Below are 15400 nucleotides of genomic sequence, written 5' to 3' on the forward strand. Positions count from 1 at the left end.
AAAGTGGCTAAGAGCGACTACTACGGCACCCTCGGGGTGCGCCGCGACGCCAGTGCGGAAGAGATCAAGAAGGCCTACCGCCGCCTGGCGCGCGAGCTGCATCCCGACGTCAACCCCGACTCCGAGACCCAGGAACGCTTCAAGGAGATCACCCAGGCCTACGAGGTCCTGTCCGACTCCAGCAAGCGGCAGATGTACGACATGGGTGCCGACCCGTTCGCCTCGGGTGGCGGCGCGGGGGCCGGGGGCTTCGGCGCCGGCTTCCCGTTCAGCGACATCATGGACGCCTTCTTCGGCGCGGCCGGGGGCGGCGGTGGCCGCGGTCCCCGTTCCCGTGCCCGGCGCGGGCGCAACGCCACCATCCGGGTCGAGCTCGACCTGCGCGAGTCGGGCTTCGGCACGACCCGTGAGCTGGTCGTCGACACCGCGGTGGTCTGCGACGTCTGCACGGGCTCCGGCGCCGCGGCCGGCACCCACCCCGACACCTGTGACATGTGTCACGGCCGGGGCGAGGTGTCCCAGGTCACCCGGTCCTTCCTCGGCCAGGTCATGACCTCCCGCCCCTGCCCCCAGTGCGGCGGCTTCGGGTCGATCATCCGCAACCCCTGCCAGGAGTGCTCCGGCGACGGCCGGGTCCGCACCCGGCGGACCATCAAGGTCCGCATCCCGGCCGGGGTCGAGGACGGCACCCACATCCAGCTCGCCGGCGAGGGTGAGATCGGCCCCGGCGGCGGCCCGCCCGGCGACCTGTTCCTGGAGATCGTCGAGCGTCCCCACGAGATCTTCGAGAGGCGCGGCGACGACCTGCACTGCACCGTGCAGATCCCGATGACCGCGGCCGCGCTCGGCACCATCCTGACCATGGAGACGCTCGACGGCGCCGAGGAGCTCGACATCCGTCCCGGCACGCAGTCGGGCCAGACGATCCCGCTCTACGGGCGCGGCGTGCAGCGCCTGAACGAAACGGGGCGCGGCGACCTGCTGATCCACGTGAACGTGGAGACCCCCTCCCGCCTCGACGCCGAGCAGGAGGGGCTGCTGAAGGAGCTCGCCAGGCTCCGCGGCGAGGAGCGCCCGCCGGGCAAGTTCGCCCCCGGGCAGCAGAGCTTCTTCTCCCGCCTGCGGGACGCTTTCAATGGCCGTTGACTGCGAAGCGCCCTCGACGGCCACCGGCCGTGGGACGTCTTCGACGGTCACCGGCCGTGGGATGCCTTCTACGGCCGCGGGCTGTGAGGCGTCTTCGACGGTCGCCGACCGCAGGATGCCTTTTACGGCCGCGGGCTGTGAGGCGTCTTCGACGGTCACCGACCGCGGGACGCCGTTGACGACCGCCGACCGCGGCGCGTCTTCGACGGAAACCGGCCGGGCCCGTTCGCAGGCCCGCTCCCGGTCGCGTGGGCGCGGCCCGGCTCGCCTCCGGGCGGGTCGCCCCGCCCGGGTCCGCTCCGGGGCCTGTCGCCCGGCCTGGGCGGGCTCAGGGGCGCGGCGCCCCGGCCCTGCGGGCTCCGGCGGCCCGTCCGGCCCTGACGGCCCTGTCGGCCGATGACCGTCCCGGTCTTCCTGGCCGACCCCGCCGACCTGGCCAGACCGGCGTTCGTCTTCGGCGGCCCCGAGGGGCGCCACGCGGCGGCCGTACGGCGGCTGCGGGCCGGGGAGCGGCTCGACCTCACCGACGGGGCGGGCTCCGTCGCCGAGTGCGTGGTGACCGAGGCGGGCAAGGACTCGCTCGGGGTCGAGGTGCTGCGCCGCCACGACGTTCCCGTGCCGTCACCGCGCCTGGTCGTGGTCCAGGGCCTGCCCAAGGGCGACCGGGGCGAGCTGGCCGTGGAGATGATGACCGAGGCGGGGGTCGACGTGATCGTCCCCTGGGCCGCGGCAAGGTGTGTCACCCAGTGGAAGGGCGAGCGGGCGGCGAAGGCGCTGGCCCGCTGGCGTTCCACCGCGCGCGAGGCGGGCAAGCAGTCGCGCCGTTTCCACCTGCCCGAGGTGACGGAGCTCGCGTCCACCGCGAAGGTCGCCGCCCTGCTGTCGGCGGCGGCGCTGGGGGTGGTGCTGCACGAGGAGGCCGCGGCCCCGCTGTCCGGCCTGCCCCTTCCGGCCGGAGGCGACATCGTCGTGGTGGTCGGACCCGAGGGCGGGGTGTCGGGGGAGGAGATCGCCGCGTTCCGTGAGGCGAAGGCGGTGCCGGCGCTGCTCGGGCCGACGGTGCTGCGCACCTCGACCGCCGGGGTCGTCGCGGCGGCGGTGCTCCAGACGCGCAGTGGCCGCTGGTGACATCCCGCTGAGATACGGCGGCCGGTCACCTTCCGGCGGGCCCTCCTGCCGCGTCCGCGCCGTGAGGCCCGGGACGGCTTCGTGAGGCCCCGGGAAGGGCCGGAGGGAAGAGAACCGGTCAGGGGTCACCGTGACCGGTCGCCGCGCTAACTCTGGGTCGGGATCGGGATCGGGGTGCTCGCCTCCGTGGGCATGGGGGGCGACGCGTCGTCCGAGGGCGCGCATCCGTCGGGTGAGCACGGGCTCTCCGAGGGGGCCGGCGGCCTCGTCTTCGTGGGTGTCGGCGTCGGTGTCGCCTCGATCTCCTCGCACTTCCTGAAGATCCCGCTGGGCTCGACGGTGGGGCTGTCGAGAGGGGTGGGGCAGGTGGGGGTCGGCGTCGGGGCCGGCCTGGGAGCCGTCGTCGTCTGGGTGGTCCTGGAGGTCGGCCGCGCGCTGGCCGCCGCGCTCCTGGACGACGTGGGCCTCGGCGGGAGCATGGTGGCGCCGGGCTCCGACCTGCTGACGGCCGGGAGCGGGGCGTGGGCGGACGGCGGACGCGGGTCGGGCGCCGGGGGGCGCGAGGTGGCGGACCCGTCGACGGGCGGGGTCGACTCGGTGATGTTGGCCCCCACGGACCTCACCTGACGGCCCACCTCCTCGCGGAACTGGGGAACCATCATGACCACGGTCGCCGCGACGAGGACCGCGCCCGCGACGGAGGCTCCCGCGCGCCACCACACCAGCCGGCGGATCCCGCGCCGCTCGATGCGGCCGCGGATCACCTCCAGCCCGTCCGGGGAGGGAACGACCGAGTTCGCCTCCGCGCTGAGCGCGCGGCGAAGCAGCTCGCCGTACTCATCCGGGGAGTCGGTCATGACAGTTGCTCCAGTGAGGTTCGTAGGGCGGCCATGCCGCGAGCCGTGTGGCTCTTGACCGCGCCTTTGCTGATGCCCATCGCATGGGCGATCTGCGCCTCGGACAGGTCTCCGTAGTAACGCAGGACCAGGGCCTCCCGCTGGCGTGCGGGCAGCCCGCGCAGCGCCTCGATGACGGCGGAACGCTCGAACTCGCCGATCGCCCCGTTCTCGGCGCTCGGCGCGTCGGGCATGCCCTTGGGCGCGTACTTCTCGACGACCGCCCGGTGCCGAAGCACCGAACGTGATCGGTTGACGACCGACTGTCGCAGGTAGGCCAGTGCCTTGTCGGTGTCGCGCAGTCGACGCCAGGCGCCATGGATGGCGACGAACGCGTCCTGCACGACCTCCTCCGCGGTTGCCATATCGCGGACGAGTAAGACGGCGAGACGGACAAGAGACCGATAGTGCGCGCTGTAGAGCGCGGTAACGGCCATGTCGGCATCCCATCCGACGGGCACCGCCCCGAGCGACCTGTCGGCCACGAGGGTCTCGGTGGTCACATCAGTGGGACGCTTGGCCTTCCCAGAGGGTTTACGCTCTTCCGGTTCATTAGGGGGCATGACCCAGTCGTGTCCTCGCCAGGCGGCCATATATTGCTGCGCGCAAAGGGCTGTCGTGGTTGAAGTTTTGCACACCCACCATATCCGGGCGGATCTTTGTTTGCGGACGGGAACCATCACCGATTCGCAACGTCCTCAGCGGTATGGTGCCTGCATGGTGAGTGAAGCCGACTGCCTGTTCTGCAGGATCGTGGCCAAGGAGATTCCCGCGGAGATCGTCCACGAGACCGATCGCACGCTGGCCTTCCGCGACGTCAACCCCCAGGCGCCGACCCACGTGCTGGTGATCCCCAAGGACCACTACCGGGACGCGGCGGCCCTCGCCGCCGCCGACCACGGCCTGGCCGACGAGGTGATCAAGGCCGCGCACGCGGTCGCCCAGCGGGAGGGGGTCGCCGAGGTGGGCTACCGGCTCGTGTTCAACACCGGGCCCGCGGCCGGGCAGACCGTCTTCCACGTGCACGGACACGTGGTCGGCGGGCGCGACCTGCGGTGGCCGCCCGGCTGAAAACCGGTAGGCGCGATCTCGGCGATCGCGGCTAGCATGGCGGTGAAGTTCCACGCCTATATCTGGAGGCGAACAGGCCGTAAGGCCCGCTCATGTCCGAGACAAACGATTCCAGCAGAACGCCGCCGAGGTCCCGGGGTGCCAGCCGGACCCAGGCGAAGGTGGTTATTCCGGACGATCAGTCGATGGTCAGCCTGCTGGGCTCGCGCGACGAGCTGTTGCGCGTCATCGAGGGCGCCTTCCGCGCCGACATCCACGTCCGGGGAAACGAGATCACCGTCACCGGCAGCCCCGAGGAGAGCAGCACCGTGGTGCGGCTCTTCGAGGAGATGTCCGAGCTCGTCCGGGCGGGCGCGCAGCTCACGCCCGACGCGGTCGAGCGCAGCATCGCGATGCTGCGGATGACCTCCGACCGGCCCGCCGAGGTTCTCTCCCTGGACATCATCTCCTCGCGGGGCCGGACCATCCGCCCGAAGACCGTGAACCAGAAGCGTTACGTCGACGCGATCGACAGGTTCACCATCGTCTTCGGCATCGGGCCGGCCGGCACGGGCAAGACCTACCTCGCCATGGCGAAGGCGGTGAAGGCCCTCCAGGAGAAGAAGGTCAACCGGATCATCCTCACCCGCCCCGCGGTCGAGGCGGGCGAGCGGCTCGGCTTCCTGCCGGGCACGCTCTACGAGAAGATCGACCCCTACCTGCGCCCGCTCTACGACGCGCTGCACGACATGCTCGACCCCGACTCGATCCCCAGGCTGATGGCCGCGGGCACGATCGAGGTCGCCCCGCTGGCCTACATGCGCGGCCGTACGCTCAACGACGCCTACATCATCCTGGACGAGGCGCAGAACACCTCGCCGGAGCAGATGAAGATGTTCCTGACGCGGCTGGGCTTCAACTCGAAGATCGTCGTCACCGGTGACGTCACCCAGGTCGACCTGCCGAACGGCACCCAGAGCGGCCTCCGGGTCGTCCAGGACATCCTCGACGGCATCTCCGACATCCACTTCAGTCGCCTGACCAGTGCCGACGTGGTGCGGCATAAGCTGGTGGGAGACATCGTGGACGCGTACGGGCGTTACGACGAGACGCAGCGCCAGAGCAGCGCGGTGGAGCAGATCAAGGGCGTGGTCAAGCAGCGCCCCCGGGGGAGATCATGAGAGCGGCCGGTCGGGAAGCGGTGGGCGAGCGATGAGCACGGAGCGGCTCCTCCGCGGGAGGCGGACCGGGTCGTGCGGCACGGACCGGTCGCGCGGCGAGCGGGGAGCGAGGAACGGCCGATGAGCGTCGAGGTCAACAACGAGTCCGGCGTCGAGATCGACGAGGGGCTCATCGTCTCGCTGGCGGGGCACGTGCTGGAGCGGATGGGCATCAACCCGCTCGCCGAGCTGTCGATCCTGGTCGTCGACGAAGAGGCCATGTCGGTGCTGCACGAGCAGTGGATGGGCGAGCCGGGTCCCACGGACGTGCTCGCCTTCCCGATGGACGAGCTGCGCCCCGGTCCCGGCGCGGGCGCCAGGCAGGAGGGCGACGCGCCCACCGACCCGGCGCTCCTCGGCGACGTGGTGCTCTGCCCGCAGGTGGCCGCCAAGCAGGGGGCCGAGGCCGGGCACGGCACCGAGGCCGAGCTGGAGCTGCTGTGCACGCACGGCATCCTCCACCTGCTCGGCTACGACCACGCCGAGCCCGAGGAGCACAAGGAGATGTTCGGCCTGCAGGGCGAGCTTCTGGAGTCGTGGCGGGAGGTGCGCCCCCAGCGGTGAACTTCGCCAACGGGTGGTTGTTCTCGGCCGTCGTCCTCGTCGTGGTCGGCGGGCTGATCGCCAGCGCGGAGACGGCCCTGACCCGCATCTCAAGGGTTCGCGCGGAGGAGTTCGTCCGCGACGGCCGCCGGGGCGCGGAGCGCCTGCAGGCCATCGTCGCCGACCCGCCGCGCTACCTGAACCTGCTGCTCCTGCTCCGGCTGAGCTGCGAGCTGGTCGCCACGGTGATCGCCACGCTGCTCTTCATCGACTGGCTCGGTGACCAGGGCTGGGCCTACACCGCCGCGGCGGCCGTCATGATCGTCGTCAGCTACGTGATCGTCGGGGTCTCCCCGCGCACGCTGGGCCGCCAGCACGCGGAGCCGATCGCGCTCGCCAGCGCGCCCCTGGTCTACGGCCTGACCCGGATCTTCGGCCCCCTGCCCAAGCTGCTCATCCTGCTCGGCAACGCCGTGACGCCCGGCAAGGGCTTCCGCGAGGGGCCCTTCACCTCCGAGGCCGAGCTGCGCGACCTGGTCGACCTGGCCGAGGAGCGCAGGGTCATCGAGCCCGACGAGCGGGAGATGATCCACTCGGTCTTCGAGCTCGGCGACACCCTGGTCCGCGAGGTCATGGTGCCCCGCACCGACATGGTGTTCATCGAGCGCGGCAAGACGCTGAACCAGGCCCTCTCGCTCGCCCTGCGCAGCGGGTTCTCGCGGATCCCCGTGGTCGGCGAGAACGAGGACGACGTCATCGGCATCGCCTACCTCAAGGACATCGCGCGCCGGGTGCAGGACACCGGTGACGACGGGCGCGCCGAGCCGGTGGAGTCCCTCATGCGCCCGGCCACCTACGTGCCGGAGAGCAAGCCGATCGACCAGCTTCTCCGCGAGATGCAGGCCCGCCAGATCCACCAGGCCATCGTCATCGACGAGTACGGCGGCACGGCCGGCCTGGTCACCATCGAGGACATCCTGGAGGAGATCGTCGGTGAGATCGCCGACGAGTACGACCAGGAGGCGCCCAGGGTGGAGCCGCTGGAGGGCGGCGCGGTCCGGGTGACCGCGAGGCTCCCGGTGAGCGACCTGGAGGACCTGTTCGGCATCGAGCTGGAGGTCGACGACGTCGAGACCGTCGGCGGGCTGCTGGCGCACGCGCTGGGCCGGGTGCCGATCGCCGGTTCCCAGGCGGTGGTGGAGGGGCTCAGCCTGACGGCCGAGAGCCTCGCCGGGCGCCGCAACCGGATCGGTACGGTCCTCGTCACCAGGGCGATTCCCGTCGAGTCCGACTCCGTCTCGGCCTCCGCCGACCAGTGAGGACCCCGGGCCGTCGTGGCGGCCCGGGGATCGTTCGGGACAGGTGATCGGCCGGGCTGATTCCGGCGGGCGGCTCGGAACGGCTCAAAGCAGTTCAAGACGGCTCGGGACGGTTCCCGGGCGGACGATCCCGCCGACGGCTCAGGATGATCCCGGTGGGTGCTCCGGGCGGGTGGCTCGGGGCGCGTGGTCCCGCCGGGCGGGTCCGGGTGGGTGATCCGTTCCCAAGCCGTCCGCAAGCCTCCTGCAAGTGGGGCGCGTGATGCTTCTCCCACGGCACCCGGTCGCGCGGGAGCCGGTGGAGAAGGTCCCGGCGCCCGGAGGGGTTCGCGGTGCGAGGGACCGGCTCCGGGGGAGACAGAGTCACGCAGGGCTCCGAGGCTGTTCTGCGTCACTCGCTCAAGGGTGTTCTCGACCGTGAAATGCGGTTGAGGGCACCCTTAGGCGTTTATCGAATGATTGCCGCTTTTGCCGACGGGGAAGAAAGCGAGTCGGTGGGGAACGGGACGCCTCGCCCATGACATCGGGGGAATGCTCATGGCACGGGGAACGAGTTTTGTCGTTTTTGCGGTGTTATGTGGGCTTATATCGAGCACGCTGGCGGGGTGTGGCGGCGGCGCGGGGTCCGGCGACGCGATGGACCGTGCCGCGGAGCTGAACCGGCTGCGGGGGGTGCTCGGCGAGGCGCGGGACCTGCCGGACGGGTTCTCGGCCCGCCCGCGCAACGGCTGGCGCGCCCCCTTCCAGGCCGTCGACGAGGACTGCCGGCTCGTCCTCGACACCGCCGGGGGCAGGCCGCCGAAGCGGGCGCTGGGAGCGCGGGCCGCCGTGACCTACCAGGGCGACGGGGTCGGGGAGCTGGCCGGGTTCGGCCTCGCCTCCTACGGCGGTGACGACGCGGCGCTCCACTTCGGCGAGCTCACCGAGGCGCTGGGCGGCTGCCCGGTCGCGCGGGCCCCCGTCGCGGGGCGCGGCACCGCCCTCAGGGTCTCCGACCTGGACCTGGGCTGGATCGGCGACGGGGTGCAGGCCAAGCGGCTGAACGGCAGGCTGAACGGGTACCCGTACGAGATGCACCTGGTGTTCGCCCTCAGCGGTCACACCCTGATCTCGCTGGTGCACGCCGGGGTCAGGGACGTCGACGCCACGCGCACCGGGCAGCTCGCCCGCCTGCTGGTCGACCAGGTCGACGAGGCCGGCGCGTAGGAGGGCGCCGTCCGGGCGCGGGAGGCCGCCCTCGGGAGGGTGGTGGCGGCGAGTTCCCCGGCTGAGCACCGTCCGGGCGTGGGAGGCCACCTGCGCGGCGAAGGGGGCGTCATCCGGGGAGAGCGACCCGGGTGAGCACCGTCCGGGAGGGTGCCGTCTGAGAGCATCGCGTGGACGAGGTGGACAAGCCGGACAAAGTGGACGAAGCTGCCGGGCGATGAGGGGGCCGGGTGGGCGGGGCCGGGTCGCCGTGGGGGCGGGAGCTGAATACCCTTGTGCCGTGAGTGACGCGACCCTCGACCCCGAGGACAAGAAGATCATCGTGCTGGCCCGTTCCGCCCGTGCCCGCAACGGTGCCGCCGAGGGTGCCGCCGTGCGGGACGAGACCGGCCGGACCTACTCGGCGACCAACGTGGCGCTGCCGTCGCTGACCCTCTCGGCGCTCCAGGTCGCCGTGGCGATGGCCGTGTCCAGCGGGGCGGAGTCGCTGGAGGCCGCCGCGCTGGTCACGGCGGGTGACGGGCCCTCCGACGCCGACACGCGGGCGGTCCGCGATCTGGGCGGCGAGGCCGTGCTCGTGGCCGGTCCCGACGGGACGCCGCGTCAGAGCTGAGCCCGGCATCGGCGACAATGGTTGACGTGAGTTCCTCAGCTGCTGATTTCCATGCCGGTTTCGCCTGCTTCGTCGGCCGGCCCAACGTCGGCAAGTCCACGCTGATGAACGCGTTGGTCGGCACGAAGGTGGCGATCACCTCTTCCAAGCCCCAGACGACCCGCCGGGCCATCCGCGGCATCGTGCACCGCCCCGACTCCCAGCTCGTCATCGTCGACACGCCGGGCCTGCACCGGCCGCGCACGCTCCTGGGTGAGCGGCTCGACAGCCTGGTGCTCTCCACCCTCACCGAGGTCGACGTGATCGGCTTCTGCGTGCCCGCCAACGAGCCCATCGGCAAGGGCGACCGGTTCATCGCGGAGAAGCTCGCGGGCGTCAAGAAGACCCCGGTGGTCGCCGTGGTGACCAAGTGCGACCTGGCGACCCGCGAGCAGATCGCCACGCAGCTGCTCGCGATCTCCCAGCTCGCCGACTTCGACGACATCGTCCCGGTCTCCGCGCAGTCGGGCGAGCAGCTCGACGTGCTGGCCGACGTGCTGGTCCGGCACCTCCCGGAGAGCCCGCCGCTGTACGAGGGCGGCCAGCTCACCGACGAGCCCGAGCAGGTGCTGGTCGGCGAGCTGATCCGCGAGGCGGCCCTGGAGGGCGTACGCGACGAGCTGCCGCACTCGATCGCGGTCGTCGTCGACGAGATGCTGCCCAGGGAGGGACGCGACGACCTCCTCGACATCTACGCGCACATGTTCGTCGAGCGCCCGTCCCAGAAGGCCATCGTGATCGGGCACAAGGGGTCCCGGCTCAAGGACGTCGGCAGCCGCGCCCGCCAGCAGATCGAGGCGCTCCTCGGCACCCGCGTCTACCTCGACCTGCGCATCAGCGTCGCCAAGGACTGGCAGCGCGACCCCAAGCAGCTCCGCCGCCTGGGCTTCTACGACTGACGCTCCGGCCGCCCCTCCCAGAGGGGGTCCCGCTACCGAGTGCCCCGCCCCTCCCAGAGGTGGTCCGGCCGTCCCCTCAAGTGAGTGCAGGGTTCCACGACCGGGGCTTCGGCCCCGCCCCCTCACGGGTGGTTCCACTGCCGACGAGCCGGACGCTCCCTCGAAGGCGGTTCTACGGCCGAGGGCCCGGCTCGTCGAGGGTGGTCGCCTTCTCGCCCTGCCGGAGCCGTCGTCGCAGCTCGACGGCGTCCCGGCCGAGCGCGGAGACCAGGGTGCCGGGTCCGGCCAGCGGGAGGACCGCCCAGCCGTCCCCGACCACCGTCTCGGGTGCCCGCCCGGTGATCAGGGTGCTGCCCACGCAGCGGGCGTCACCGTAGACGGCGGAGCTGCCGTCGATCTCCGGGTCGCCCACCACGAACTCCTGGCGGAGCAGCGGCACCCCGCCGAGGACCGCGTCGAAGCGCGAGTGGCAACGGCCCGGCCGCTCGCCGTACCGGCCGAAGACGATCTCCTCGCGCCAGAGCACCCGCGCGTCCTCGGCCAGGTCCAGCCGGACGACCGTGCGGTGCAGGCAGCCCGCCGCGAGCACCGTCGGTTCCGGCGCGAACCGCAGCGAGGCGCCCGCGCCGACCCTGGCCGTGATCGTCATCACCGACTCGGCCCCGGTGAGGCCGGGCAGCACCAGCGTGCTCGCGACCGACCGCACCTCCAGCGCGGTGCCGGGCGCCACCTCGATGTCGAGGGCGAGGTCGTCGCCGCCCAGCGGGCCCGCCGCGGTGGACACCAGGTGCACCCGGCCCGGCGCGGTCGCCCGCACCGTGAGCGGCGGCCCCGAACGCATCGTGGCGAGGACGGTCCGGCCGCCGGGGTCCAGGCGGGTGACGATCGCCGCCCGCGCCCTCATCGACCGCCGCCCGGCCGGGCCCGGTTCCGGCCGTACGGGCCGGGCGGGCGCGGGGGCGTCGTCGTGGACGGGCGCGGGTGCGGGAGCCGGGGCTGAGTCGGTGACGGGCATGGGATCAGGCGTTGGAGTGCTCGTGGGCCCAGGACTCGACCAGGCCGGTGACCCATTCGGAGACCGCGTGCGCGCTCGGGTCGTCCCTGATCGAGGTGAACAGCACGGGCCTGCCCTCCCGTACGGCCGCCGCGTCGCGCGACATGACCGTGAGGTCCGCGCCGACCATCTGGGCGAGGTCGGTCTTGTTGACCACGAGCAGGTCGGCCGTCGTGACGCCGGGGCCGCCCTTGCGCGGGACCTTGTCGCCGCCCGACACGTCCAGCACGAAGATCTGCCGGTCGGCCAGGCCCCTGCTGAAGGTCGCGGTGAGGTTGTCCCCGCCGCTCTCCACGATCACCAGGTCGAGCGGGCCGAACCGTTCCTCCAGGGTCTCCACCGCGTCGAGGTTGGCCGCGATGTCGTCGCGGATGGCGGTGTGCGGGCAGCACCCGGTCTGCACGGCGACGATCCGCTCGGGGTCGAGCACGCCCGCCCTGCGCAGGAAGTCGGCGTCCTCGGTGGTGTAGATGTCGTTGGTCACCACGCCCAGGCGCATCGAGGGGCCGAGCGTCCGGCACAGGGCCGCGGTCAGCGCGGTCTTGCCGCTGCCGACGGGCCCTCCGATGCCCAGACGCAGTGCTCGTCCGTGAGGGTCGGCGGCGTGGTGGTGGTCGTCGTGGTTGGCGCCCATGGGGGTCACCGTCCTTCCAGGTGGTCGTCAGGAGACGAAGAGCCTCAGATCTGCGCGGATGTGCTGTTCGGCGAGCAGGTCGAGCGCGGGGGCGGCGTGCGCGGGCAGTGACTCCCACGATCCGTCCGACCCCCCGGTGGGAACGGTGGCCGCGACCCTTTCCAGGGCCGGGGCGAGTTCGGCGAGCAGGCGGTGGACGGCGACCGGGTCGAGGCCCAGCAGCCGTACCGCCGCCGTGGCGGGTCCGGTGACGGAGGTGTAGGCCGCCGCGAGGGCGGCCTCGGCGGGGGAGCACCCCGCCACGGCCGCCACCGCGCCGAGCGCGAGCGGGTGGTGGGCGCCCTGGGGGACGGCCCCGGCCAGCGCGTCGAGCACCGGGGAGGGCCAGATCCTCCGCGAGGTCCGCAGCAGCAGCCTGCCCTGCGTGCGGCTCGCCTCCCGCTGGGCGGGCGAGGAGATCCTGGCGTCGGCCTCCGCGTCCAGCCGTACCCACGCGGAACGGCTCGTCTCCGGGGGCGGGGACGAGCCGTTCGCGGGAGCGGGGGTGGGAGCGGGGAGGACACCGTTCGCCCGTGCGGGGACCTCCGCCGGTGGGCCGTCCGCCGGGGGCGGGGGGCTCGCGGAGAGGTGGGCCGCGCCGAGCTCGCAGGCCGCGGCGGCGAGGGCGGCCGTCACCAGGCCCGCGGTGGCCAGGCGGCCCCGCAGGAAGGCGGCGAGACCGGCGAGGTCGTGGATCGCGCCGATCCTGACCGCCTCCTCGGCGCCCCCGGAGTGGCCGTGGCCCCCGGCGGGCAGCCGGGAGTCGGCCAGGAGCAGCAACGCGGCGTTCATGCGCTACGGGGTCTCCTTTCGGCTGGACGAGACGGGCGGGACGGACCCGGCGGGACGGGACCGGTTGGACGAGACGGCGTGGCGGCCGATCGGCGGCCGGTCAGAACAGGAAGTAGCGCTGGGTCATGGGCAGGGTCTCGGCGGGGGCGGGTTCGATGACCTCGCCGTCGACGCTGACGGCGAAGGTGTCGGGGTGGACGTCGATCCTGGGCATGGCGTCGTTGAGCGGCATGCTCTCCTTGCCCCTGCGCCGGACGTCGGCCACCGGCAGCAGGCGCCTGCGTACGGCCAGGCGGTCGGCGAGGCCGTCCTCGATCGCGAGGGGGGCGACGAAGTGGACCGACGTGGCGGCGGCGGTGACCGGGGCGGCGCCGAACATCGGGCGCGGCATCACCGGCTGCGGGGTCGGGATGGAGGCGTTGGCGTCGCCCATCTGGGCGTACGCGATGACACCGCCCTTCACCACCAGGTCCGGCTTGATGCCGAAGAAGGCCGGGTCCCACAGGACCAGGTCGGCCAGCTTGCCGGTCTCCACCGAGCCGACCTCGCCGTCCAGGCCGTGGGCGACGGCCGGGCAGATCGTGTACTTGGCGACGTAGCGCCGGGCGCGCAGGTTGTCGGCCGGGCCGTCGCCGGGCAGCGCGCCCCGGCGGCGCTTCATCACGTGCGCGGTCTGCCAGGTACGGATGATCGTCTCGCCCACCCGGCCCATCGCCTGGGAGTCCGAGCCGATCATCGAGATCGCGCCCATGTCGTGCAGGATGTCCTCGGCCGCCATCGTGGACGGCCGGATCCGGGACTCGGCGAACGCCAGGTCCTCGGGGATGGACGGGTTGAGGTGGTGGCAGACCATCAGCATGTCGAGGTGCTCGTCGAGTGTGTTGACGGTGTGCGGGCGGGTCGGGTTGGTCGAGGACGGCAGGATGTTGCCGTAGGAGGCGACCCGGATGATGTCCGGCGCGTGGCCGCCGCCCGCTCCCTCGGTGTGGTACGCGTGGATCATCCGGTCGCCGATCGCCGCCAGCGTCGACTCCACGAACCCGGCCTCGTTGAGGGTGTCGGTGTGGATGGTGACCTGGGTGCCGGTGGCGTCGGCGACCGACAGGCAGGCGTCGATGGCGGCGGGGGTGGTGCCCCAGTCCTCGTGCAGCTTGAATCCCGAGGCCCCGGCGCGGAGCTGTTCGAGCAGGCCCTCGCGGCTGACCGTGTTGCCCTTGCCGAGCAGCGCGACGTTGATCGGGTAGGAGTCGAGCGACTCCAGCATCCGGGCGAGGTACCAGGTGCCGGTGACGGTGGTGGCCTTGGTGCCCTCGGCGGGCCCGGTGCCGCCGCCCACGATGGTGGTCACCCCGGCGGCGAGGGCCTCGTCGAGGATCTGCGGGCAGATCAGGTGGACGTGGGAGTCGATCGCCCCGGCGGTCAGGATCTTCCCGTTGCCCGCGAGGATCTCGGTCGAGGGGCCGATGACCAGGTCGGGGTGGACGCCGTCCATGGTGTCGGGGTTCCCGGCCTTGCCGATCGCGACGATGCGGCCCTCACGGATCCCGATGTCGGCCTTGACCACGCCCCAGTGGTCGAGGATCACCGCGCCGGTGATCACCAGGTCGGGGGAGCCCTCGGCCCTGGTGGTCCTGGCCTGGCCCATCGACTCCCTGATGACCTTGCCGCCGCCGAAGACGGCCTCGTCGCCCGCCCCCGAGGGGCCCATCGACAGGTCCTCGGTGACCTCGACGAGCAGGTCGGTGTCGGCCAGCCTGATCCGGTCGCCGGTGGTGGGGCCGTAGAGGGCGGCGTAGCGGGATCGTTCAATGAACACTGGGGCTCCCGTCGAGAGGTCCGGCCCACTCCGGGCGGAGACCGGGGACGATCCGCAGCCCGCCGATCGGCACGAGGGTCACGTCGCGCTCCACGCCGGGCTCGAAGCGCACCGCCGTGCCGGCCGGGACGTCGAGCCGGGTGCCCCAGGCCGCCTGGCGGTCGAACTCCAGGCCGGGGTTGCACGCGGCGAAGTGGTAGTGCGAGCCGACCTGGATCGGCCGGTCGGCGGTGTTGACGACGCGGACGGTGACGCGCTCGCGGCCCGGGTTGAGCGGGATGGGCGCGTCGCCGTACAGGATCTCACCGGGTGTCATCGGGGTTCACCGTTCCTGGGGTGCGGCGGGGTACGGCGGGGTGCGGCCGGGTACGGCGGGGTGCGGCGGAGTACGGCGGGGTGTCGCGGAACGCCCGCGTGCGCGGTGCGGCCGGTCGTCACGGGATCGCCCACGTGTGGAAGGCGGCCGGTCGTCACGGGGTCGCCCGGGTGCGGAGGGCGACTGGTCTTCACGGGATCGCCCGGGTGGGGAAGGCGGCCGGTCTTCACGAGGGTTCCCGGCGGGTGCGGGGTGGCCGGTCGTCACGGGGTCGGCCGGGGCTCACGGGATGGGGTGGTGGACGGTGACGAGCTTGGTGCCGTCGGGGAAGGTGGCCTCGATCTGGACCGACGACAGCATCTCCGGCACCCCGTCCATGACGTCGTCGCGGGACAGCACCTTGCGGCCCGCGTCCATCAGCTCGGCGACGGTGCGTCCGTCCCTGGCGCCCTCCATGAGGAAGGACGCGATGATCGCGGTGGCCTCGGGGTGGTTGAGCCGGAGGCCCCGTGACCTGCGGTCGCGGGCGACACCGGCGGCGACGTGGATGAGCAGGCGTTCCTGCTCGTGTGGTGTGAGCCGCATTCCCGGACCATAGGAACCATCGGTTTCCATGATGTTGCACGTCGATGTCGTGCCGGTTTCCAGGTGCCGCGAGTAGGGCGAACGGGGGAAAAGTGCTCGTCAGAG

General features: G+C 72.4%; 17 protein-coding genes. 10 read left to right on the top strand and 7 right to left on the bottom strand.

Annotation, left to right across the window (positions count from 1 at the left end; translation table 11 throughout):
- Positions 1-3: 3 nt before the first annotated feature.
- The 3 genes from dnaJ to ABT053_RS33495 all read left to right on the top strand — a co-directional run bounded on the left by dnaJ (position 4) and on the right by ABT053_RS33495 (position 2901).
- Entirely contained in the window at positions 4-1146 is a 1143-nt protein-coding gene (gene dnaJ / locus ABT053_RS33485; RefSeq protein WP_350974578.1) for a molecular chaperone DnaJ, read from the top strand.
- A gap of 396 nt (positions 1147-1542) precedes the next feature.
- The gene (locus ABT053_RS33490) at positions 1543-2274 is read left to right on the top strand and encodes a 16S rRNA (uracil(1498)-N(3))-methyltransferase (protein WP_350974579.1); all 732 of its coding nucleotides are present in this window, start codon (positions 1543-1545) and stop codon (positions 2272-2274) included.
- A 174-nt stretch (positions 2275-2448) separates the two neighbouring features.
- Positions 2449-2901 (top strand): hypothetical protein, encoded by a 453-nt coding sequence (locus tag ABT053_RS33495; RefSeq protein ID WP_350974581.1) that lies wholly within the window; start codon positions 2449-2451, stop codon positions 2899-2901.
- A gap of 226 nt (positions 2902-3127) precedes the next feature.
- Here ABT053_RS33495 and ABT053_RS33500 read toward each other — a convergent pair whose 3' ends face one another.
- Positions 3128-3607 carry a SigE family RNA polymerase sigma factor gene (locus ABT053_RS33500; RefSeq protein WP_043655278.1) on the bottom strand — a complete coding sequence of 160 codons (480 nt, stop codon included), beginning with the start codon at positions 3605-3607 and terminating at the stop codon, positions 3128-3130.
- 280 nt (positions 3608-3887) lie between these two features.
- Here ABT053_RS33500 and ABT053_RS33505 point away from each other — a divergent pair, with 280 nt between their 5' ends.
- The 7 genes from ABT053_RS33505 to era all read left to right on the top strand — a co-directional run bounded on the left by ABT053_RS33505 (position 3888) and on the right by era (position 10059).
- On the top strand, positions 3888-4241 hold the full coding sequence (locus ABT053_RS33505) for a histidine triad nucleotide-binding protein (protein WP_350974583.1): 354 nt from the start codon (positions 3888-3890) through the stop codon (positions 4239-4241).
- Positions 4242-4333: 92 nt separating this feature from the next.
- The gene (locus tag ABT053_RS33510; protein WP_350974585.1) at positions 4334-5401 is read left to right on the top strand and encodes a PhoH family protein; all 1068 of its coding nucleotides are present in this window, start codon (positions 4334-4336) and stop codon (positions 5399-5401) included.
- Positions 5402-5521: 120 nt separating this feature from the next.
- The gene (gene ybeY, locus ABT053_RS33515) at positions 5522-6004 is read left to right on the top strand and encodes an rRNA maturation RNase YbeY (protein WP_344742683.1); all 483 of its coding nucleotides are present in this window, start codon (positions 5522-5524) and stop codon (positions 6002-6004) included.
- Positions 6001-7302: a hemolysin family protein gene (locus ABT053_RS33520; protein ID WP_350974586.1), complete on the top strand. Its 1302-nt coding sequence runs from the start codon at positions 6001-6003 to the stop codon at positions 7300-7302. Before ybeY ends, ABT053_RS33520 begins: the two co-directional genes overlap by 4 nt.
- Before the next feature lie 636 nt (positions 7303-7938).
- Positions 7939-8508 carry a hypothetical protein gene (locus ABT053_RS33525; protein ID WP_350974588.1) on the top strand — a complete coding sequence of 190 codons (570 nt, stop codon included), beginning with the start codon at positions 7939-7941 and terminating at the stop codon, positions 8506-8508.
- A gap of 280 nt (positions 8509-8788) precedes the next feature.
- A complete protein-coding gene (locus ABT053_RS33530) occupies positions 8789-9121 on the top strand; it encodes a cytidine deaminase-like protein (RefSeq protein WP_350974590.1) in 333 nt (110 codons plus the stop codon).
- Positions 9122-9138: 17 nt separating this feature from the next.
- Complete coding sequence (era, locus tag ABT053_RS33535) at positions 9139-10059, top strand: GTPase Era (protein WP_350974592.1); 921 nt, start codon at positions 9139-9141, stop codon at positions 10057-10059.
- 172 nt (positions 10060-10231) lie between these two features.
- Here the strand turns inward: era and ABT053_RS33540 are convergent, their stop codons facing one another.
- The 6 genes from ABT053_RS33540 to ABT053_RS33565 all read right to left on the bottom strand — a co-directional run bounded on the left by ABT053_RS33540 (position 10232) and on the right by ABT053_RS33565 (position 15295).
- On the bottom strand, positions 10232-11074 hold the full coding sequence (locus ABT053_RS33540) for an urease accessory protein UreD (protein ID WP_350974593.1): 843 nt from the start codon (positions 11072-11074) through the stop codon (positions 10232-10234).
- A gap of 4 nt (positions 11075-11078) precedes the next feature.
- Complete coding sequence (gene ureG / locus ABT053_RS33545) at positions 11079-11747, bottom strand: urease accessory protein UreG (protein WP_350974595.1); 669 nt, start codon at positions 11745-11747, stop codon at positions 11079-11081.
- A 27-nt stretch (positions 11748-11774) separates the two neighbouring features.
- Positions 11775-12578: an urease accessory protein UreF gene (locus ABT053_RS33550; protein WP_350974597.1), complete on the bottom strand. Its 804-nt coding sequence runs from the start codon at positions 12576-12578 to the stop codon at positions 11775-11777.
- 100 nt (positions 12579-12678) lie between these two features.
- The gene (locus ABT053_RS33555; RefSeq protein WP_350974599.1) at positions 12679-14394 is read right to left on the bottom strand and encodes an urease subunit alpha; all 1716 of its coding nucleotides are present in this window, start codon (positions 14392-14394) and stop codon (positions 12679-12681) included.
- On the bottom strand, positions 14384-14710 hold the full coding sequence (locus ABT053_RS33560; protein ID WP_350974601.1) for an urease subunit beta: 327 nt from the start codon (positions 14708-14710) through the stop codon (positions 14384-14386). Before ABT053_RS33560 ends, ABT053_RS33555 begins: the two co-directional genes overlap by 11 nt.
- Before the next feature lie 282 nt (positions 14711-14992).
- Positions 14993-15295 (bottom strand): urease subunit gamma, encoded by a 303-nt coding sequence (locus ABT053_RS33565; RefSeq protein ID WP_329092030.1) that lies wholly within the window; start codon positions 15293-15295, stop codon positions 14993-14995.
- Between the last annotated feature and the right edge of the window lie 105 nt (positions 15296-15400).

The sequence above is a fragment of the Streptosporangium sp. NPDC002524 genome (assembly GCF_040295985.1).
Taxonomy (GTDB): domain Bacteria; phylum Actinomycetota; class Actinomycetes; order Streptosporangiales; family Streptosporangiaceae; genus Streptosporangium.